The sequence below is a fragment of the Streptomyces sulfonofaciens genome (assembly GCF_014656295.1).
Lineage (GTDB): Bacteria > Actinomycetota > Actinomycetes > Streptomycetales > Streptomycetaceae > Streptomyces > Streptomyces sulfonofaciens.
In genome coordinates this window covers 74,124-95,614 of record NZ_BNCD01000005.1, presented here as the reverse complement: position 1 = coordinate 95,614, position 21,491 = coordinate 74,124, and the positions used below count along the sequence as shown (strand labels likewise).

Genomic DNA, 21,491 nt, shown 5'->3' with positions numbered 1-21,491 from the left:
GGCGCGCACCGGGTGCGTACGGGACCGGCACGACGCACCGCCACCGAATCGCTTCGACCCAATCCCGACCGAACGAGGGGCACCGCATATGACGACGAGAAGAGGCTTACGGCACCGGGGCGGCGGGCGCCGCCGGTCGTGGTGGGCGCAACGGGCCGCACAGGGGCTGGCGCTGGCGCTGGTGGCCGCGCTCGGTACCGCGGTGGACACGTCCGCGGCCGCCGCGTATCCGTTCCGCGACCCCGCCCTGCCGCTCGCGGAGCGCGTGGACGACCTGCTGGGCCGGCTCACGCTCGACGAGCGCATCTCCCTGCTGCACCAGTACGAGCCGGCCGTTCCGCGCCTCGGCGTCGGCGCCTTCCGCACCGGGACCGAAGCACTGCACGGCGTGGCCTGGCTCGGTGAGGCCACCGTCTTCCCCCAGGCCCTGGGACTCGCCTCGACCTGGGACCCGGACCTGGTCCGGCGGGTCGGCTCCGCGGTCGGCGACGAGGACCGCGGCTTCCAGCAGGAGCGGCCCCCGGGCTGGGGCCTCAACGTGTGGGCGCCGGTCGTCAACCTGCTGCGCGATCCGCGCTGGGGCCGCAACGAGGAGGGCTACTCCGAGGACCCGTACCTCACCGGCGCCATGGCCACCGCCTACGGCACCGGGCTGACCGGCGGCGACCCCGACCACCTCAAGACCGCGCCCACCCTCAAGCACTTCCTCGGCAACAACAACGAGGTGCACCGCGACACCACCTCGTCCGACCTGCGCCCGCGGGTCCTCAAGGAGTACGAGGAGCGGGCCTTCGAGCCGCCCCTCTCGGCGGGCGCGGCGACCGGTGTGATGTCCTCCTACAACCTGGTCAACGGCCGCCCCGCGACCGTCAGCCCGCTGCTGGACGAGGCCCGCGACTGGAGCGGGCGGGACCTGCTGAACCTCACCGACGCGGGCGCTCCCGACAACCTGCTCACCACCGGCAGCCAGAAGTACTACGGCACCCTCGCCGAGGGCGACGCGGCGGCGCTGAGGGCGGGTGTGGACAGCTTCACCTCGGACGACGCCGACCCGGGGCCGACCACGACCGCCATCAGGACGGCGCTGGACGAGGGGCTGCTGACCGGGGCGGACATCGACGACGCCGCCCGGCACATCCTCGGCGTGCGCTTCCGGCTCGGCGAGTTCGACCCGGGCGGCGGCCGCTACGGGTCGATCGACGCATCCGTCATCAACAGCCCCGGGCACCGGGCGCTGGCCCGCAGGGCGGCGGCCGAGTCGATGGTCCTGCTCAAGAACACCTCGCGGGCGCTTCCGCTGACCGCCGCCACCAGGAGCGTGGCCGTCGTCGGACCGCTGTCCGACACGCTCTACTCCGACTGGTACTCCGGCACCCCGCCGTACCGGGTCACCCCGCGGGAGGGCATCGCGGCCCGGCTGGGCGCCGCCGGATCCGTGACCGGCGGCGAGGCCGTGGACCGGATCGCGCTGAAGGACACCGCGACCGGCAAGTACGTGACCGCGGGCACCGGTGCGGGCGGCGCACCGCTCAGGGAGAGCGGCACCACCGCCTCGGACGAGGCACGGTTCGACGTCTTCGACTGGGGCGCGGGCGTGCTCACCCTGCGCGCGGCGGCCAACGGCAGATACGTCGGATACGACGGCGTCGGCTTCCCGAACGACCAGGACCAGCCGAACGGCTGGTACGTGCGGCAGCAGTTCGCCCTCGACCGCCAGGACGACGGCGACTACCTGCTGCGGTACGCCGGCTACGACACCGCCGAGTCCTGGTGGACACAGGGCACCTACCTCGGCCCGGCCGCGGACGGCACGCTGGGTCTCACCACGAAGGACCGTGCCGCGCACTTCACGAAGGACGTGCTCAGCAGCGGCACCGACCAGGCCGTGGCGGCGGTCGAGGGCAAGGACGCCGCAGTCGTGGTGGTCGGCTCGATGCCCGCGATCAACGGCCGGGAGGCCCACGACCGGCCCGACATGGCCCTGGCACCCGCACAGCAGGCCCTGGTGGAGTCGGTGCGCGCGGCCAACCCGCACACGGTCGTGGTCGTCGAGAACAGCTACCCGACCACCCTCGGCGACCTGGCGAAGGACGTCCCGGCCCTGCTGTGGACCACCCACGCGGGCCAGGAGACCGGCAACGCGCTGGCCGACGTGCTCTTCGGCGCCACCGACCCGGCGGGACGCCTCACCCAGACCTGGTACCGCTCGGAGTCCGACCTGCCCGACCTGCTGGACTACGACATCATCAAGGGCGACCGCACCTACCAGTACTTCCGCGGCGAACCCCTCTACCCGTTCGGCCACGGCCTGTCGTACACGTCCTTCCGGTACGGCCCGCTCACCGCCGTCCCCGGCGGCTACCGGGTCCGGGTCACCAACACCGGCGACCGGGCGGGCGACGAGGTGGTGCAGCTCTACACCCACCAGCGCGCCTCGCGCGACAAACAGCCGCTGAAGCGGCTGAGGGCCTTCGCGCGGGTGTCGCTGGAGCCCGGCAGCACGAAGGCGGTGACGCTGCGGCTGTCCCGTTCCGACCTCGCCCACTGGGACGTCACCCGCTCGAAGTGGGTGGTGGAGGGCGGCACGTACGACGTCATGGCGGGCGCCTCCTCCGCGGACATCCGCAGCCGGACACGGCTGACCGTGCACGGCGAGACCATCCCGCCCCGGGACCTCGCACGGCCGACCCGCGCGGAGGACTTCGACGACTACGACGGGGTGCGGCTGGTCGACGAGTCCAGGGCGGCGGGCACCGCGGTGCAGGCGGCCGCGGCGGGGGCCTGGACGCGGTACGCGGACGCGGACCTGGGCGCGGGCGCCGGGCGGTTCAGCGCCAAGGTCGCCTGCACCGCGGGGTGCGAAGGGACGCTTGAGGTCAGGCTCGGCTCGCCGTCCGGGCCGCTGCTGGGCACGGCCCGGACGGCGGGCACCGGATCCCCGTACTCCTACACGAGCGTGAGCGCGGACCTGAGGCCCCCGCCGGGCCGGGCGGCGCACGGCGAGCGGGCACGGGACGTCTGCCTCGTCCTCGGCAAGGGCCTGCGTCTGGCGGAGTTCACCGTCCGCCCGGCCGGCTGAGGCGCGGTCCCGGAACCCCGGCGCCCCGGAACCCCGGCGCCCCGGCGCCCCGGAACTCCGGCGCCCCGGAACTCCGGCCTGGGTGCCGGGGCGCCGGGCGGCAGGCCCGGCTCCGGGCGGCCGGGCTCAGCACATGAGCGGCTTCCGCCAGGCGCATTCGAGGCCGGAGCCGTCCGGACGGGCGGTGCCTGGCCGGCCGGCGCGCAGCGAGCGCGGGTCCGCCGGCACCGCCTCGTCCGCTCGCGACGAGGCGAGCGTGACGACGATCGCGTCCGCGATGTCGTCGACGTCGTCGGCGAGGTGGTTGTTCAGCAGGATGCTGAACACCAGCTCGCGCCCGCCGGCGTCCGTGACGTACCCGGACAGGGTGTCGACGCCGGTCAGCGAACCGTTCTTGGCGCGGGCGTTGAGGGCGGCGGGGGTGCCGCACATCCGGGAGCGGAGCGTGCCGCCGACGAACCGCTGCGGGTCGCAGGCCACCGGCAGCGCCCGGTACCAGTCGGCGAACCAGGGCTCCTCGCGCACGAGCCTCAGCAGTTCGACGAAGACGGTCGCCGGGACGATGTTCATCCGGGACAGCCCGGAGCCGTCGAGCTGCCGGAACGTGCCCGTGTCGATGCCGAGGCCCTTGAGGTAGCCGTCGATCGCGGTGAGCCCGGCGGCCCAGGTGCCGCGACCGGTGACCTCGGCGCCCATGGCCTTGGTGAGGATCTCGGCGTGCATGTTGTTGGACAGCTTCAGCAACGGGATGAGCAGGTCCGCGAGCGGCATGGAGCGGTGCGCGGCGAGCTGCCGCGCACCGTGCGGTGCCGCCCTGCCGAGGCGGGTGGGGCCGGCGACGCGGATGCCGTGCCGGGCCAGCGCGTCCCGGAAGACGGCGGCCGCGTAGCCCGTCGGGTCCCAGACGCTCACCCACTGCCTGGCGGGGTCGGCGCCCACGGGGATGCTGCCGTCGACGGTGATGTCGTTGGTGCCGTGCGCACGGTCGACCGCGATGCCGTCGCCGGCCGCGGCGGTGGTGGTGGTGGCCCGGACGTCGACGTGGACGTACCGGTTCGGCGGCGTCACCGTGGCCTTCGGCCGGTCGCCCGCGGCGGCGCCGGGCGTGACGTTCACGATCACGGTTCCGGTGTCGTAGTCGGTGTCCGGGGCGAGGCTGAGCGCGGAGATCTGCGCGGTGTAGTAGGACGCCTCGTCGTCGGCGCCCCAGGCGCGGCCGAGCCGCTGGTCGTCGAAGCGGGTGTCGTCGGCCACCAGCCTCCCGGCGACCCGCCGGATCCCGGCCTGCGCGAGCCGTGCGGCGAGCGCGTCGTAGTCCTCGGCGAGGAGGGTGGGGTCCCCGCTGCCGCGCAGGTACAGGTCGCCGTCGAGCACGGCACCGTGCCGCGCTCCGCCGGCCAGGACGTCGGTCGTGAACCGGTATCCGGGGCCGAGCAGGGCCATCGCCGCGGTCGAGGTGAGCACCTTGGTGTCGGAACCGGGCATCAGCCGGTCGCCCGCGGCGTGCTGGTAGAGCACCTCGCCGCTCCTCGCGTCCGCCACCACCACGCCCTGCGCGCCGGACGCCATCCGCGCATCGGCCAGGATGGCGTCCAGCGCCTTCGCCAGAGCGCTGCCGTCCCCGTCGGCACCCGCCACGGGCACCGCCCAGGCCAGCGCCCCCAGCGCGAGCGCGGCGGCGAGGCCCCGGATCCAGGGGCCCCGACGACCCGAACGCCCACGGCGTGTCAATGATCTGCTCATGCCACACGAGGATCCCGGAACGGCAGGCTCCCGCACAGACCGCGTGGGCCGGTCACCGCCGGTGCGTTCGGCGGAGACGACGACACGGCCCGGCGCCGCCGTGCGGCTGGCTGCCGGTGCGGGCCGACCCGGAACACCGAACGGCGGAGCGCCGCCCCGGGCCGGTCCGGTCGACGACACGGGGGCGGGAACGACGAAACGGCGCCTTCCTCGGGGGAAGACGCCGTGCGTCTGGGGTTGACCTGTGCAGCCCTGCGGCCGGCGGCCCTCACGGATGAGGGTCCTGCCCGGACTGCGTGGGTGGAGATGGCGGGAATCGAACCCGCGTCCAACGGTGCGGAACCAGGGCTTCTCCGAGCGCAGTCCGCTTCGCTTTTCTCGGCCCCGGAGATCACGCGGACAAGTCTCCGACGGGCTCAGTCACTGTTTGGTTTCCCTGTGGGCCCCGTGACCGGGTCTACAGGTTTAGTTCCCTAGCTGATGCCAGGATCCGGGTCGGGAACAGCCCCGGGCTGACACTTCGCAAGTCGCTACTCAGGCAGCGAGGGCGAAGGAATCGCGCTTGGTATTGGCGATTATTTTTTTCGGCCTGTGGTTTACGAGATCATGGCCGCTTCCTCGGCTCGCTTCCCCTGCCTCGACAACCGCTGTCGAAACCGATCATCCCCATGTTGATTTTTCAATCACGTGCCCCCGCTGGAGGGGCTCGTCCCATCGTACGGGATCAACGACGCCGGGTGCCAGCCTATTCCCGCGGGTGCGGCGCCCGGGCCCTGCCGCCCGGACGCGGCGCCCGGGGCCCGGCCGGAAGGAGCGGGCGAGTGGACCCCGAGGGGGCTTTCGGCCCTGCCGGGCCGGTCTCCCGGCGTGTCCGGGCGGCCACGCCGAGGGGCCACCCGGGGCGCTCACCGTGCGGGCGTGCGACCGCGCCGCCGGGCCGCCGACATCGCGCGGTCCGCCTCGCGGCGGTCCTGCTTCTCCCGGAGGGTCTGCCGCTTGTCGTACTCCTTCTTGCCCCTGGCGAGCGCGATCTCGACCTTCGCGCGGCCGTCCTTGAAGTACAGCGCCAGCGGGACGACCGTGTGCCCGGTCTCCTGGGACTTGGCGTCCAGCTTCTCGATCTCGACGCGGTGCAGCAGCAGCTTGCGCTTGCGGCGTGCGCTGTGGTTGGTCCAGGTGCCCTGGCTGTACTCGGGAACGTGCACGTTGTGCAGCCAGGCCTCGCCGCCGTCGAGCTGGACGAACCCGTCGACGAGGGAGGCACGGCCCTGGCGCAGCGACTTCACCTCGGTACCGGTGAGGACGAGACCGGCCTCGTAGGTGTCGAGGATGTGGTAGTCGTGCCGCGCCTTCTTGTTCTGCGCGATCAGCTTGCGCCCTTTTTCCTTAGCCATAGTGTGGCCATTTTCGCACTAGGAGGGGCTTCCGAGGCCACTCAATACCGTCTCGGCCCGCTTCTGGACGGCATCCTCCGCCTCCAGGTCCGGGGTGATGCCGCGGCCGTCCAGGCTGTGCCCGGCCGGTGTGCGGTAATGGCCCACGGTCAGCTCGGCCACGGAGCCGTCCGGCAGCTTGCTGGGCATCTGCACGGAGCCCTTGCCGAAGGTGCGCGTCCCCACCACGACGGCGCGGCCGCGGTCCTGGAGCGCGCCGGTCAGCAGCTCGGCCGCGCTCATCGTGCCGCCGTCGACCATCGTCACCAGGGGGCGGTGGACGTCGCCGCCGCGGGCGGCGTGCAGGGCGTGCTGCTCGCCCTCGACGTCGTAGGTGGCGACCAGGCCGCCGTCCAGGAAGGCGGAGGCGGTGGCGGTGGCCTCGGCGACCAGGCCGCCGGAGTTGCCCCGCAGGTCGAGCAGGATGCCGGCGCCCTGTGGAGCCTGCCGCACCGCTTCGCGCACCTGTGCGCCGGTGCCCTTGGTGAAGGCGGCCACCCTGACGAGGACGCCGTCACCCGCCCGGTCGCCGAGCGGCTGCACCGTCACGGAGTCCGTGGTCAGCCTGGCCCTGCGCAGGGTCTCGTGCCAGGCCCGCGCACCGCGCTCCAGTCCGAGGACGACGGAGGTGCCGGCGGCCGGGGCGTCCCCGCCGGGCGCGTCGCCGCGCAGCAGGGCGACCACGTCGGTGACCGGGAGCCCGTCGACCGGGCGGCCGTCGATGCTGGTGAGCCGGTCCCCCTTGCGGATGCCCGCGCGCTCGGCGGGGCCGCGGTGCTGGACCCGGGCCACCTCGACCCGGCCGTCGACGTCGCGTCTCGCCCAGAGGCCGACGCCGGTGTACTCGCCGTCGAGGGACTGCTCGAACTCCGCGTACTCGCCCTCGGAGTACACCGCGCCCCAGCGGTCGCCGCTGCGGCTGACGGCGCGCCGCGCCGCCTCGGTGGCGGACTTGCCGTCCGCCAGGGCCCGGGCGGCGGCCTCGGTGACCGCCCGCCGGTCGGCCACGGGTGCCGAACCCGCCGGGGCGGCGGTGGGGTTGCCCTCCTGGCCGCGTCCGTCGCTCAAGGCTCCCGTCGCCGCGCCGGTCGCCAGTACGCCCGCGAAGACCAGTGTCAGGACCGCCGGGCGACGACTGCGGCGGGCTCTGTCGAATAGGTCGGGGTCGGACATGACGGTGAGTCTAGGACAAGCCGAGCCGCCGCACGGGAGGTTGGCGAGGACGGGGACGGGGTGTTCGTCACACCTTCAGGTACTTGCGCAGGGCGAAGAACGCCGCCAGAGCGGGCATCAGCAGTCCGATCGCCAGCACGAGCGGCAGCTTGGCGAGCACGGCGTCCCAGCCGATGAAGTTGATGAGGTTCAGCTTCTCGGAGAGGGCGAGGCCGTGGTCGATGATGAAGTAGCGGCCGACGAGCAGCATCGCACAGGCGACGAAACCGCCGATCAGTCCGGCGACCGCGGCCTCCATGATGAACGGCATCTGGATGTAGAAGCTGGACGCGCCGACCAGCCGCATGATGCCGGTCTCCCGGCGCCTGCTGAACGCGGAGACCCGTACCGTGTTCACGATCAGCATCAGCGCGACCACCAGCATCAGGGCCATCACGGCGAGCGCCGCCCAGTTCATGCCGTTCAGCAGCCCGAACAGGTTCTCCAGGATGCCCTTCTGGTCCTGGACGGACTGCACCCCGTCGCGGCCGTTGAACGCGGTGGCGACGACCTGGTACTTCTGCGGGTCCCTGAGCTTGATGCGGTAGCTCTCCTGCATCTGGTCCGGGGTGAGCGAACGCGCCAGCGGGGAGTCCCCGAACTGCTCCTTGTAGTGCTTGTACGCCTGGTCGCTCGACTCGTAGATGACCTTGTCGACCACCTGCATCTTGCCGAGGTCGGCCTTGATCTGGTCCTTCTCCTCGGTGGTGACGGCACCCTTGGCGCAGTTGGGGTCCGACTCGGCGTCGCTCTTGTTGCAGAGGAAGATCGAGACGTTGACCTTGTCGTACCAGTAGCCCTTCATCGTGCTCACCTGGTCGCGCATCAGCAGCGACCCGCCGAAGAGGGCGAGGGAGAGGGCCACGGAGACGACGACCGCGAAGGTCATCGTGAGATTGCGGCGGAGACCGACGCCGATCTCCGACATGACGAACTGGGCGCGCATGGCGTCTACTCAGGCCTTTCCGTGGATCAGTGCCGAGGCCGTCACCCTGGAGGCGCTCGGGCGGGCTCGGTTCAGCTCAGACATGCCGGGTCCTCAGTGCTGGTAGCCGTAGACGCCGCGTGCCTGGTCGCGGACGAGGCGGCCCTTCTCCAGCTCGATGACGCGCTTGCGCATCTGGTCCACGATGTTCTGGTCGTGGGTCGCCATCACGACGGTGGTACCGGTCCGGTTGATCCGGTCCAGCAGCTTCATGATGCCGACGGAGGTCTGCGGGTCGAGGTTGCCGGTCGGCTCGTCGGCGATCAGCAGCTTGGGGCGGTTGACGAAGGCGCGCGCGATCGCCACCCGCTGCTGCTCACCGCCGGAGAGCTCACCCGGCATCCGGTCCTCCTTGCCGCCGAGGCCGACGAGGTCGAGCACCTGGGGAACGGACTTGCGGATCTCGCCGCGCGACTTGCCGATGACCTCCTGCGCGAACGCGACGTTCTCGCCGACGGTCTTGTTCGGCAGCAGCCGGAAGTCCTGGAAGACGGTGCCCAACTGGCGGCGCATCTGCGGCACCTTCCAGTTGGAAAGCCGCGCGAGGTCCTTGCCCAGGACGTGCACCTGGCCGTGGCTGGTCCGCTCCTCGCGCAGGACCAGCCGCAGGAAGGTGGACTTTCCGGAGCCGGAGGACCCCACGAGGAACACGAACTCGCCGCGCTCGACCTCCAGGGAGACATCCCTGAGAGCGGGGCGGGTCTGCTTGGGGTAGACCTTGGACACGTTGTCGAATCGGATCACGGATGCACCACGGGTCGCCGGGGGTAGGTGAGCGTGACCATACGCGAAGCGGGTAGCCGCGCGCAGTCGGCGGCATGCGTTGCGCACGTATTGCGGAATTTGTCACCAAGTGGACGGCCCGGATGCGGCGCATCAGGCGCCATCGGGGCACGAACTCGCAGGAACAGCCCGTGACCCGGCGGCGGCGGTGCGCAGCGGACGGGATGCACGGGGGTCCGGTTCGTGAGGCGGCCTGGATCGGGGGGCAGAATACCGGGGACCGCGCCGTTTTCCCGGGAAGCTGGCACAGTGGAGGGGAACGGTTGCGTGACTGTGAGCGTTGTCGGTAGTGACGCTGTTGCGGCAGCCCCCGCCGCGCGGGAGGAGGAGAGCGCATGACCTACGACCGACTGGTGTGCGCGAACTGTGCTGCCCCGGTCAGCGAGGGCCGTTGCCCCGTGTGCAGGGCGAGCCGCGAGCGCTTGCAGCACGAGAGCCCCTGGGCGGGCCTGAGCCCCTCCACGCTGATCGCCCTCCTGGCCGTACTGATCGCGGCGGTCGCCCTGGTCGCACGGCAGGCTTAGGGCCCTTCGCCCGGGGCGGCACGGAGGGGCGACACGGTGCGCCTCGCTCCGCTCACGGGGTGTGACGTCCCGGATCCTCGACCTCGTCTGCGGTGGTCTGCGCAGGGGATGCGCGCGCCATGCGGGGCGGTTGCCCGTACGGCGCCGTCCGGACGGATGACCTGTCGGAGCCACCCTTTGCGCACCCTGTGCCGACAGGCACGGGAGAGGGCCCGGAGCCTGTGCTCCGGGCCCTCTCCCGTGCCTGTCGGCCGGATCTCCGCGTGCCCGCCGGGCCGGCTCGTCCGCGTCCCCGCGTCCCCGGTGGCCCGCCGACCCGCGTCCCCGCGGGCCGGGCGTGCCGTCCGACTCGGCCGGGCGCCGCCCTCGGCCCGCCGGCCGCGGCAGTCGCGTTACGCGACGGTGCGGCCGCCCACGAAGCGGGGCAGCAGGCGGAAGCCGATGCCGCCGGCGATCATGGTGGCGGCGCCGATGATCAGGAACGACGTCTCCGCGGCGCCCGTCTCGGCCAACTGGTCCTTGTCCTTGCCCTGTGCGACGGGCTGCGAGCCGGTGTCGGTCAGCCCGTCCTTGCCGTGGCCCTGCTCGACCGGCTGCGAGCCGTTGGTGTCGGGACCGGTGTTGTCGTTGCCGCCGGTGCCGTTGTCACCACCCGTGCCGTTTCCGCCACCGGTGCCGTTGTCACCACCAGTGCCGTTGTCACCACCCGTGCCGTTGTCACCGCCGGTGCCGTTGTCACCGCCGGTGCCGTTGTCACCGCCGGTCGTGTCGCCACCCGTGGTGTCGCCGCCGGTCGTGTCACCGCCGGTCGTGTCACCACCGGTCGTCGTGTCGCCACCGGTCGTGTCACCACCCGTGGTGGTGTCGCCGCCGGTCGTCGTGTCACCGCCCGTGGTGTCGCCCCCGGTGGTGGTGTCGCCGCCGGTCGTGTCACCGCCCGTGGTGTCGCCACCGGTCGAGCCGCCGCCGGTGGTCTCGCCACCGATCGCGACGCCACCCGTGGTGTCGCCGCCGGTCGTGTCACCACCGGTCGAGTCGCCACCCCCGGTGACATTGACATCGGCACCGATGCCGAGCACGTTGACATTGACGTCCAGGGCCGAAGCGGCACCCGCGGCGGTCAGCGAAGCGCCGACGGCGATCACCGCACCGGCTGCCACCCGCGCAACGCGGACCCGCGTCTTCTTCGTCATCTGCCTGCTACCCCCAGTAGCTTCATCGTCAGTGGAGCAGCGCCCAGGGCTGGGTCGCCGGGAGTAGCTGGTACGCCCCCGTCCACGCGCGCCCCTGAGATACGCATGCCGCCGTGCAGCCTTCCCAGTTTTCAGGGACTCGTCAAGGTCGTTGCGCGAACGATGTCCCGAATGACGGGACTTGACGGCTGCAAGGTCATGTGAATGTGACGTAAAAGGGAACGGCACATTCAACGCCGCACAACAGCGGTAACCATCCCCGACGGGGCGGCGGTTACCTTGTCGACAAAGGCGCTCTTTCCGCGGGCCGGGCTGCTGACGGTTTTCCACGGCTTGTGCGGCGGGGTTCCCCGGAGGCTTTGCGCGGCTTCCGCGGTCGTGTCAGCGGGCGGGGTGCCACGGGCGGACGCATGAATTCCGGCGCTGCTGCCACGGTTTTCGAGGGTTTCGCGGGGTGCGCGGCGTGCATGGGTTCCGCGGGCGGATTTCCTGCGCCCGCGCAGTGGCTTCCCTCGGCACGGGTGCCGCCGTCAGCGCTCCTGCTGCTTGCGCCACCGAATTCCGGCTTCCAGGAAACCGTCGATCTCACCGTCGAGAACCGCCTGCGGATTGCCGACCTCGAACTCCGTCCGCAGGTCCTTGACCATCTGGTAGGGGTGCAGGACGTAGGAGCGCATCTGGTTGCCCCACGAATTGCCGCCGTCGCCCTTGAGGGCGTCCATCTTGGCCTGCTCCTCCTGGCGGCGGCGCTCCAGCAGCTTCGCCTGGAGGACGTTCATCGCGGTCGCCTTGTTCTGGATCTGCGAGCGCTCGTTCTGGCAGGAGACGACGATGCCGGTCGGCAGGTGGGTGATGCGGACCGCGGAGTCGGTGGTGTTCACGCCCTGCCCGCCGGGACCCGAGGAGCGGTACACGTCGATGCGCAGCTCCGTCTCGTCGATGTCGACGTGGTCGGACTGCTCGACGACCGGGAGCACCTCGACGCCCGCGAACGAGGTCTGGCGACGGCCCTGGTTGTCGAAGGGCGAGATGCGCACGAGACGGTGCGTGCCCTGCTCGACGGAGAGCGTGCCGTAGGCGTACGGGGTCCGGACGGTGAAGGTGGTCGACTTGATGCCGGCCTCCTCCGCGTAGGACGTCTCGTAGATCTCGGTCTTGTAGCCGTGCCGCTCGGCCCAGCGGAGGTACATGCGCTGGAGCTGCTCGGCGAAGTCGGCTGCGTCCACGCCGCCGGCCTCCGCGCGGATGTTCACGAGGGCCTCGCGGGCGTCGTACTCGCCGGACAGGAGGGTGCGGACCTCCATCTCGTCGAGCGCCCTGCGGACGTCGGTCAGCTCGGCCTCGGCCTCGGCGCGGGTGTCCGAGTCGTCCTCGGCCTCGGCCAGCTCGAAGAGCACACCGAGGTCGTCGATCCGGCCGCGGAGGGCTTCCGCCTTGCGGACCTCGGCCTGGAGATGGCTCAGCTTGCTGGTGATCTTCTGCGCTTCGTCCGGGTCGTCCCAGAGGGACGGCGCGGCTGCCTGCTCCTCGAGCACGGCGATGTCAGCCCTCAGCCTGTCGAGGTCGAGAACGGCCTCGATGGACTCCATGGTGGAGGAGAGGGACTTCAGCTCTTCGGATACGTCGACGACTGCCACGACTCCAGACTAACGGCTGGTGCAACCGACGAGATCCCGTGTGCGGGCGGATACGGGGGGCCACGGCGGCCGCGGGTGGTGCCGGTGCCCTCCCGGCGGACGGCCGCGCGCGCTTCGGGTACGGCCGGCGGGGCGCGCCGAACGTGGCGCGGGTCACGCGGGTCACCGGCGCACGGCCGCGTGGTGCCCGGCCGCGTGGCACCGGTCGTGTGCGGGGTGGCGCGGCGGCGGGTACCGCGTGGCACCGGGTCGTGGGGCCGGGTCGTGGGGCCGGGTCAGGGAGTCGCCGAGGAGTGCGTGCCGTGGGAGGGCGGAGCCTCGGGCTCCCCGGACGTGGTGAGCCACGTGCCCACCCCCACCGCGGCGGCGAGAACCGCGATCCCGGCCCCCAGGAGCACCTTCCTGCGCCCGGATCCTGTGCGGTGCCGCGCCGACCCGGGCCGCGGCGCACCGGCGGCCCGGGGCACCCGGGCGGTCCCCCGCGCGCCCCCGGCCAGCTCGTCCGCCCCGGGCACCCGCATGCTCGTGTGCGTGTCGCGGTTGGAGTCCGGCGCCGCCCCCGGCACCAGCGACACGGCCCCGCGCCGCACCGCCGGCCGCCGCGCCTCCTGCGCACCCGCCTCCTGCGGCTCGGACGCGGGCTCGGCCTCCGGCTCGTCGACGTCCAGCGGCGGGATACCGGCCAGTGCGGGCAGCAGCTCGCGCAGCCGTGCGGCCAGCTCGGAGGCGCGCAGCCGCGAGGCCGGCCCCTTGGCCAGGCACTGCACGACCAGTTGCCACAGCTCCTCGGGGATGCCGGGCAGCGGCACCACCGTCTCGGTGACGTGCCGGCGCAGCACGGCACCGGGATGCCCTCCGCCGAACGGCGTGAAGCCGGCGAGCATCTCGTACAGGACCGTGGCCAGTGCGTAGATGTCGACGGCGGCACGCGGCGGCAGGCCCTCCACTATCTCGGGAGCGAGGTAGTCGGGCGTTCCGATGATCTTCGTGGCGCGGGGCCTGCGCGGCGCGTCGATGAGCTTGGCCACACCGAAGTCGGTGAGCAGCGCGGGGTGTGCGCCGCCGGGGCCGAGCGGGCCCTGCATGTCGAGCAGGACGTTCTCGGGCTTGACGTCGCGGTGCACGATGCCCGCGGCGTGCGCGGCGGCCAGGCCCTCGGCCACGTCCGCGGCGATGGCGACCGCGGCCTCGGGGGCGAGGCGGCGCTCCCGCTCCAGGCGGGTGCGCAGGTCGGTGCCCCGGACGAGGTCCATCACGAGCGCGAGGTCGTTGCCGTCCACCACCAGGTCGCGCACCCCGACGACGTTGCGGTGTTCGAGGCCGAGCAGGGCGGTGCGCTCCTGGACGAAGCGGTTGACGAGCTCCTGGTCGCAGGCCAGGTCCTCACGCAGCAGTTTGATGGCGACGGGACCCTCCGGCCCCTCGCCCAGCCACACCGTGCCGGCGCTGCCCCGTCCCAGGATCTGGTTCGCGGTGTACCGGCTGCCGATCTTCCGTGCCAAGGCTGCTCCTACGGACGCGTGTTGGCGACAAAGCTACGCGGCCGAAGAGGCAACCTTCATATCCCCGGCGGAAATTACCCCATGGGTGTCGACAAATCACCAGAGTGGGGACGCGTGCGGGGCCATGGCGGCGGACGGACACGTTCCGCCCTGCCCCATGAACCTGCCTCCGGACCTGCCTCCGCGGCCCGGCCCGGGGAGCCCGGCTCCGGGCTCCGGGCTGCGACCGGGAGCGGGCTAGTTGCCCGAGTCCCCGCTGAGCCGGCCGATCCAGCCCGTCACCGTGTGGAACCAGCCGCTGAGTTCCTGCCAGTAGCCCTTGGTGGTGCCGATCCAGTCCTGGAGCGGGCTCAGTTCCCACACCAGCCAGCCCGCCACGAACAGGATGACGAGCGTGAACAGGCAGCCCTTGAGGCAGCCGAGGCCCGGGATCCTCATCCTGTTCGGGTTGCGCCTGCGCGGCTCCCTCGGCTCGCGCGGCGCCGGCTGCTGCGGCGGGGCGCTGTAGCGCTGCGGCTGGGGCTGGGGCACCGGTGCGGGGGCGTACCGCTGGGGCTGCTGCTGCGGGGGCGCGTACTGCTGCTGCGGGGGCTGCTGCGGGCGCGCGGCCTGCCGTTGCGGCCTGCGGCGCAGCGGGTCCTGGTTGGGGTCCAGGTACTGGATCTGGGTCTGTTCGTTGCGGTCGCGGGCCGCGCGGAGCTGGCTCTGCCAGGGGTGCGGCTCGTCGGGGCCCGTCCCGCCGGGCCGGCCCGGCGGGACGGGGGGCAGGACGGACGTCGGGCCGGCGGCCCCGGTGTTCGGCAGGACGGAGGTGGGGTCCGCGTCGCCGGGGACGGCGGGCCCCAGGGGGCCGGTGTGCGGCAGCACGCTGGTCGCGGCGCCCGGGTCGTAGCCGGTGCCGTGCTGGAGCACCTGGGTGGGGTCGGCGGCGCCCGGCACCTCCGGTACGGCGGTCGGGTCCGGGTCGGGCCCGAGGAGCGCGGCGACACCCTCGGCTGCGGCGATCTGGGCCGCGGTGGCGTGCACGCCGATGCCGTCGGCGACGGTGCGCAGGGCGTGCGCCAGGTTCTCGGCGCTGGGCCGCCGCCCCGGGTCCTTGCTCAGGCAGCGCTCGATGACCGTCCACAGCGGGTCGGGGACGGTGGAGGGGCGGCGCGGCTCCGCGCTCAGGTGCTGGTGCAGCACCTCCAGGGCGGTCTCGCCGGCGAACGGCGGACGGCCCGTGAGCAGCTCGTACATCAGGATGCCCGCGCCGTAGATGTCGACGGCGGACGTCTGCGGACGGCCCTCAGCGGACTCGGGTGCGACATACGCGGGTGTGCCGACGAACTCCTGGGTGCGGGTCAGGCCCGGCGAGTCCGCGAGCCTCGCGATGCCGAAGTCCGTGAGCATGGGGTGCATGGCGCCGTCGTCCTGCTTGAGGAGGACGTTCGCGGGCTTGAGGTCGCGGTGCACGACGCCGTCCGCGTGGCTGGCGGCCAGCGCGTCGGCGATCTGGGCGGTCAGCAGGGCGGCGGCGGCCGGCGAGAAGGGCCCGCGCTCCCGCAGGTAGCGGTGCAGGTCGGGGCCGTCCACCAGGTCCATGACCAGCGCGAGGAGGTCGCCCTCCACGACCAGGTCGCGGGTGCGCACGATGTTCGGGTGGGTGAGGCGGAGCAGGACGGAGCGCTCTCTCAGGAACCGCATCACGATGTCGGCGTCGCTGGCGAGCTCCTCCTTGAGGACCTTGATCGCTACGGTCTCGCCGGGCGCGCCCTGCACGGCCGCCTCGGCCCCCGCGGTCTCCCTCTGACGGCCCCGCCAGACCGTTCCCGTGGCACCGCGTCCGAGCGGCTCCTCCAGGAGGTACTTGCTGCCTACCGGCCGCACGTCATGCGCTCCCTGCTTGCTCGGCGATGGGTGGTCGGCCCCGCTCGGGTGGTCCGGGGTGAGCTGGGCGGTGTGTTCCGGGGGGCCGGACCCTGTGCGGTCCGGTCGTGATCCCCGGTGGGGACGGCTCTGTGCTCGGTCGGGACCGGGGTCCGGGCTGCCGCCCGGCGGAGGGTCCGACCCACCACTGTAGTGCCGGTCCGGTGCGTACCGGCCTGTCGCGTTCCCGCGTCCGGACGAAGCACATGGTCGGTTTTCGGTAAGTGACGGTGTGGTTTTCGGTCGGTCCGGGTGCGGTTCCGGGGATTTCCCGGAGGCGGTGTGACGCCGCCCGCAGGGCCAGGAAGCCGTCCGACGGGAAGACGCGCGCCCGGCGCCGTTGGTTGCCGCCGGTGGTGACGTGCGCGATCCCCGGCCGGGCCGGGCCGGGGCCACCCGCCGCCGCTCGGGCACTTTTGCGGGCAGAGTCGGCCATTCAAGATCGTTCATGGCCGTCAGCCGGGCGTGTTGTCGGTGGCAGGTGCGAGGATGCCCCCTGTTGTACTGGCCACGTGCCCGTGTGTGGTGGGGGGAAAGTCACAAGCGCAGTCCCCCCGCCGGGCGCCCGCGCAGAAGGGACCGCTGACGCGATGCAGATCCGGCTGACCGTCCTCGGACCGCGCCGCGACTCCGCGGGCCGCCCGGCGGCGAGCGACGTGCTGGTCACCGCGCCGGCCGGGACCGCGCTCGGCGCGGTGGCCGCCGGCCTGGCCGCGGCGGTCGGCGGCGACCGCGCCGACGGACCCGTGGTGCTGTACGCGGGCGAGGAGCGGCTGGACCAGTCCCGTTGCACCCTGGGCGAGCCCCCGCTGCTGGACGGCACGGTGCTGTCCGTGGGCGCGCCTGCGGAACCCGGCCCCGAAGCGGCCGAGGCCACCGCCCAGCTCAGGGTGGTCGCCGGACCGGACGCCGGCGGCGTCCACCTGCTGCACGGCGGCCGGGTCCGGGTCGGCCGCTCCGCGGAGGCCGACGTCCCGCTGGACGATCCTGACGTCTCCCGCCTGCACTGCACGGTGACGGTCACCCCCGGTGGCGAGGTCACCGTCACCGACCTGGGCTCCACGAACGGCACGACGATCGACGGCATCCCGGTCCCCGCCCACCCCGTGCGCCTGCCGCCCGGCGCGCTGCTGCGCCTGGGCGAGTCCGCCCTGCGCCTGGTCCCCGCGCCCGCCGGGCTCCCGGCCACCCTGCCGACGGCTCCGGACGGCGAGGGACACGTCCGGGTGCGGGTCGGCGCACGGGCCGGCACCGCGGGCGGCGGCGCTCCGGAGGGCCCTGCCGGGCCCGGCGCACCGCCGGGTGCGGCACCCGCGGGCGGCGGCGCCGTGACCGGGCGGTATCCCCTCGACGCGGACGCCGACCCCGGTCGCGGGTGGCAGGAGCCGGCCGAACCGGCGGGCGCCGGGCCGCGCCGGGCGGGCACGCCGGGCGCCGGGTCATGGCCGTACGGGCCCGATGACGGGCAGACGACGCACGGGCGCGGAACCCGTGCAGCACCGGGGCCCGCGGAGGCCGCCGCGGCCGGGCCCGGCGGGTGGCCGGCGCCGGGATCCGGCGGCCGGGGGCGCGCCACGGGGCATACCGCGCCCGGGGCGGACGCCCGGCACACGGGGCAGCAGAGGCTCCAGGGGCAGCAGGGACAACAGGGACAGCAAGGACGGCAAGGACAGCAAGGGTGGACCGGCACCGGCGAGCCCGGCCGCGGCACCGCCGCCGGAGCGTACGGCCCGCCCGGTGCGGGGACGCACCACGGGTACGGCTCGGCCGGCTGGGGCGCCGCGGGCGGCCCGGCGGCAGCGGGCGGCAGGGAGCCCGCCGGGGCGCACGGCCATGAGCGCGATCCGGCGGGCGGCGCCGGCGCGGGATGGGACACGGCAGCCGCATGGCCGCCGGGGCAGGAAGACGTGGGAACGGGCCCTGCGGGCTCGGCGGACCGGCGCACGAGCCCGGCCCCGCGCCCCCGGGACGACGGCTGGGGCCCCGACTCCTGGGCGGACACCCGCGAGCGGGACGCCCCGCGTGCCGACCGGTGGCCCGGCGGGGTACCCGGCGAGCCACGGGAGGAGACCCACGGAGCGCCGGGGCGGGGCGACGGCCCGGCAGAGGGCGAGGGCGCGCCGCGGGGGGCGGCAGGCGCCCGCAGGCGCGGTGGCCTCTCCGCCTGGGCGCGGCGGCGGCTGGCGGGCGGCCGCACCCCGGACGCCTACGGCGAGCAGGACGTCCGGGGCACGGATCCCGGCGCGTCCGGGGTGCGCCACGCGTACGGCACCTACGGCGGGCTCCCGGTGGGCCCACCGCCGCGGCCCGGCGAGGGTGCCGCGCAGGGCCCCGGAGAGCGGGCTGCGGCACAGGACACCTGGCCGGACCCCGCGGCGCTGCTGCTCACCGCCCTCGGACCCGGTGCCCGCCTCTGGGAGCGCGGGCCCGACCACCCGGAGGCGCTCACCGTCCGGCTCGGCACCGCCGACAGGGCCGCCCCCGGCGGCGGCCTGCTGCCCGCGGTGCCCGTGACCGTCGCACTGCGCGAGGCGGGCGCACTGGGCCTTGCGGGACCGAGGCGGCGGCTGGCGGGGCTGGCCAGGTCCGTACTGGCCCAGCTCGCGGCGCTGCACTCGCCGGACGCCCTGGAGATCGTCCTCATCAGCACGGACCACAGCCGCCCTGCGGAGGAGCGGGCCGCCGAGTGGGCGTGGCTGGGCTGGCTGCCGCACCTGCGGCCCCTGCGCGGCCAGTCCTGCCGCCTGCTGCTCGCCTACGACCGCGACCAGGCCGCGGCGCGCGCCGGTGAGCTGCTCCGCAGGCTGGAGGGGCACGAGAGCCGGCTCCCGCACCGGCCGGCGGCCACCGGCGGCCACCCGGCCGACGAGGCCCCCGGTGCCCCCGCCTTCGGCGCGTACGGCACGGGCACCCCGCCCGCGGCCGCCGACGGCGGCACCGGCCACTGTCCGGCCGGCCACGGCGGCGCGGCGGGCGTAACGGCCTACGCCGCGGGGTCCGAGGGCGGCGGCCGCGCGGACGGCTACGGAAGAGGCACCCACGACCTGTACGGCCCCGGTGAGGCGCCCGGCCGAGGCGGCGCGCACGACGGCTCCCACCACCCGGGCTCCCCCGCGGACGTCCATGGCGGCGGAGGCGGCCCGGCCGCCCCGGGCGGCCACGGGTACGACGCGCCGGGCCGCGGGGGGTACGGCTCGGCGGACCATCCCGGTGGACCGCTCCACGAGGGCGTGCCGGGTGACCGCCGCGGCGGCGTGACCGGCGGCCATGACGCGGGTGGGTCCGCCGGGCGCGGTGCCGCGGGAGGCACCGGCGGAAGCGGGGGCAAGGGCCACCGGACGGCCCGTCCGGATGCCGCCGCCGTCCGCCCGGCTCCGGCCGCCCACCGGCACACCGGCCAGGGGACCGGTACCGCGGCGGTGCCGCCGGGTGCGGCCGGCCCGTACACCGTGGTCGTCGTGGACGGCGACCCCGGGACACCGGAGGTGCGCGAGGCCGTGGCACGACTGGCCGAGGCGGGGCCGGGCGCCGGCGTGCACGTGCTGTGCCTGGCCGAGACCCCGGCCGTGTCGGCCGCCGCACCGGTGGCGACGATCTACGAGACGGCCTGCGCGGCGGCCCCGGCGTTCCGGTTCTGCGGGGCCGTGGCGCTGCTCAGCGGCGATGTGGCCACGGAGCTGCGGCTGTTGCGGGCGGTGCGGGGCAGGCTCGCCGGGCGCGGGACCGTCGCCGCGGTGGACGCGGTGTCGGGCCCGTGGGCCGAGCGGTTCGCCCGGGCACTGGCACCGCTGCGCCCCGAGGGCGAGCCGGGCGGGGCGGACGCGCACGCGTCGGCGGCCCTGCCGCAGGCGGCCAGGCTGCTGGACGAGCTGGGTCTGGCCCGGGCCACGCCGGCGTCCCTGCTCGCACGGTGGGCGGCGGCGGCCGAGGACCGGCAGGCGGTCGGCGGCCGGGCCACGGCCGTGCTCGGTGCGGGGCCGCGCGGCCCGGTGGCCGTCGACCTCGTGGCCGACGGCCCCCATCTCCTGGTGGAGGGGCCCGCGGGCAGCGGGCGCACGGAGCTGCTGCGCGCCGTCGCCGCCTCGCTGGCCGCCGCGGAGCGGCCCGAGCGGCTGGGTCTCGTCCTGATCGACGGCCGCGACGACCGGTGCGCCGCCGGAGGTGCCGGGGCCGCCCCAGCGGGCCCGGGCGGCTCGGGCGGGCCGCGCGTCGAGCGCGCCGAAACCGGCGAGGGCCTGCGGATATGCCTGGATCTTCCCCATGCCACCTCACATCTCGCGGTTCACGACCCCGTGCGGATGCGGGAGTTCGCGCAGTCGCTGACGGCTGAGCTGAAGCGGCGTGCGGAGGTGCTGGGCCGGCTGGACTTCACCGCATGGCACTCCCGGGGCATGGCCCCGGGACGGACGGCCGTACGGGACGCATCGTCCGCGGACCGGGCCCGCGAGGGCTTGGCCGCGGACCGGGAACGGCAGGGGGCGTCGCCGGCCCGGGTGGTCCGGGAGGGCGTGGCCTCGGCCCGGACACCCAAGGACGGTCCGACCGCGGCGCGGCTCCCCCGGGACGGCGCGGCGGCGGCCGGGGGCCGGCCGGGACCGGAGGCCGCGCCCGAGGCGCGGGCCGTGGAGGTGGAGGCGCCGAGCGCGACCCTGCGGCTGCGCACCGGCACCGGCCGCCGGCGACCTGAGCCGGGCCAGGAAGCGGGACGGGAAGCGGGACGGGGAGCCGGCGCCGCCGAGCGCGTGCCGGTACCGGGGCCCGGAGCCGCGGGGCACCAACCGCTGCCCGCGGCGGGCTCGGGGCTGCCCAGGCTGGTGGTCCTCGTCGACGATCTGGACGCCCTGCTGGCGCCGCCGCTCGGCTCACCGGGCCGGCCCGCCGCGGGTTCCGTCGTCCGGGCGCTGGAGGCCGTGGTCCGTGACGGGGCCCGGCTGGGTGTGCACCTGGTCGCGGCAGGTGCGCCCGGGGGCCGGCTGGCCGCCTCCGAGCTCGGCCGGGGAGCCGCGCTGCGGGTGGTGCTGGAGGCACCGTCCGGCGGGGTGGACGACCCGGCGCCCGGACGCGGCCGGCTGCTCGGGCCCGACGGGCGCGGCACCGGCTTCCAGGGCGGCCGGGTGACCGGCCGGATTCCCCGTACCGGGACGCTGCGGCCGACCGTGGTGCCGTTGGAGTGGGAGCGGATGGGGGACCCGCCGGCCCGGCGCAGCGTGCGGGAGCTGGGCAACGGCCCCACGGATCTGGCCCTGCTGGCAAGCGCGTTGGAGAGAGCGGCCCGCGCGGACGGCCGCGGGACGCCCTGACCCGGGCGGTGCGGCCGCGGCACACCCCGCCCCGCGCCTCCGTCCCGCGGCCGCCCGTCCCGCGGCCGCCCGTCCCCCGGGCGGACGGTCCCGGGTCGGGCGGCCGCGCGGCGCGGCGATCCCTTCTCGCCGGTGTCCGTTGCCGAGGCCGGGAGCACACGCATGCCCCCTTGCCGACGGCCTCGGGCGCAC

The 21,491-nt window shown here is 74.6% G+C and carries 12 protein-coding genes and 1 other RNA gene; 3 read left to right on the top strand and 10 right to left on the bottom strand.

What is annotated here, in order from left to right:
* Window positions 1-88 precede the first annotated feature (88 nt).
* Window positions 89-3,079: a glycoside hydrolase family 3 protein gene (locus tag IE313_RS10660; RefSeq protein ID WP_189930758.1), complete on the top strand. Its 2,991-nt coding sequence runs from the start codon at window positions 89-91 to the stop codon at window positions 3,077-3,079.
* Between the two features lie 126 nt (window positions 3,080-3,205).
* Here IE313_RS10660 and dacB read toward each other — a convergent pair whose 3' ends face one another.
* The 6 genes from dacB to ftsE form a co-directional block, all read right to left on the bottom strand.
* On the bottom strand, window positions 3,206-4,822 hold the full coding sequence (dacB, locus tag IE313_RS10655) for a D-alanyl-D-alanine carboxypeptidase/D-alanyl-D-alanine endopeptidase (protein ID WP_189930757.1): 1,617 nt from the start codon (window positions 4,820-4,822) through the stop codon (window positions 3,206-3,208).
* A gap of 298 nt (window positions 4,823-5,120) precedes the next feature.
* Window positions 5,121-5,490, bottom strand: a transfer-messenger RNA (tmRNA) gene (gene ssrA, locus IE313_RS10650).
* Between the two features lie 237 nt (window positions 5,491-5,727).
* A complete protein-coding gene (gene smpB, locus IE313_RS10645) occupies window positions 5,728-6,216 on the bottom strand; it encodes an SsrA-binding protein SmpB (protein WP_189930756.1) in 489 nt (162 codons plus the stop codon).
* Between the two features lie 18 nt (window positions 6,217-6,234).
* The gene (locus IE313_RS10640; RefSeq protein ID WP_189930755.1) at window positions 6,235-7,428 is read right to left on the bottom strand and encodes a S41 family peptidase; all 1,194 of its coding nucleotides are present in this window, start codon (window positions 7,426-7,428) and stop codon (window positions 6,235-6,237) included.
* A gap of 67 nt (window positions 7,429-7,495) precedes the next feature.
* Entirely contained in the window at window positions 7,496-8,413 is a 918-nt protein-coding gene (gene ftsX, locus IE313_RS10635; protein ID WP_189930754.1) for a permease-like cell division protein FtsX, read from the bottom strand.
* A gap of 93 nt (window positions 8,414-8,506) precedes the next feature.
* Window positions 8,507-9,196, bottom strand: coding sequence for a cell division ATP-binding protein FtsE (ftsE, locus tag IE313_RS10630; protein ID WP_189930753.1), 690 nt, complete (start codon window positions 9,194-9,196; stop codon window positions 8,507-8,509).
* A 374-nt stretch (window positions 9,197-9,570) separates the two neighbouring features.
* Here ftsE and IE313_RS10625 point away from each other — a divergent pair, with 374 nt between their 5' ends.
* Complete coding sequence (locus tag IE313_RS10625; RefSeq protein ID WP_189930752.1) at window positions 9,571-9,759, top strand: hypothetical protein; 189 nt, start codon at window positions 9,571-9,573, stop codon at window positions 9,757-9,759.
* Window positions 9,760-10,151: 392 nt separating this feature from the next.
* Here the strand turns inward: IE313_RS10625 and IE313_RS10620 are convergent, their stop codons facing one another.
* The 4 genes from IE313_RS10620 to IE313_RS10605 form a co-directional block, all read right to left on the bottom strand.
* Window positions 10,152-10,952, bottom strand: a complete 801-nt coding sequence (locus tag IE313_RS10620) for a hypothetical protein (RefSeq protein ID WP_189930751.1) — start codon at window positions 10,950-10,952, stop codon at window positions 10,152-10,154.
* A 530-nt stretch (window positions 10,953-11,482) separates the two neighbouring features.
* Complete coding sequence (gene prfB / locus IE313_RS10615; RefSeq protein WP_189930750.1) at window positions 11,483-12,589, bottom strand: peptide chain release factor 2; 1,107 nt, start codon at window positions 12,587-12,589, stop codon at window positions 11,483-11,485.
* Between the two features lie 275 nt (window positions 12,590-12,864).
* The gene (locus tag IE313_RS10610) at window positions 12,865-14,091 is read right to left on the bottom strand and encodes a serine/threonine-protein kinase (protein WP_189930749.1); all 1,227 of its coding nucleotides are present in this window, start codon (window positions 14,089-14,091) and stop codon (window positions 12,865-12,867) included.
* Window positions 14,092-14,328: 237 nt separating this feature from the next.
* Window positions 14,329-15,960 (bottom strand): serine/threonine-protein kinase, encoded by a 1,632-nt coding sequence (locus IE313_RS10605; protein ID WP_189930748.1) that lies wholly within the window; start codon window positions 15,958-15,960, stop codon window positions 14,329-14,331.
* 629 nt (window positions 15,961-16,589) lie between these two features.
* Between IE313_RS10605 and IE313_RS10600 the strand changes: the two genes are divergently transcribed.
* Window positions 16,590-21,299 carry an FHA domain-containing protein gene (locus IE313_RS10600; RefSeq protein ID WP_229924523.1) on the top strand — a complete coding sequence of 1,570 codons (4,710 nt, stop codon included), beginning with the start codon at window positions 16,590-16,592 and terminating at the stop codon, window positions 21,297-21,299.
* Window positions 21,300-21,491 lie beyond the last annotated feature (192 nt).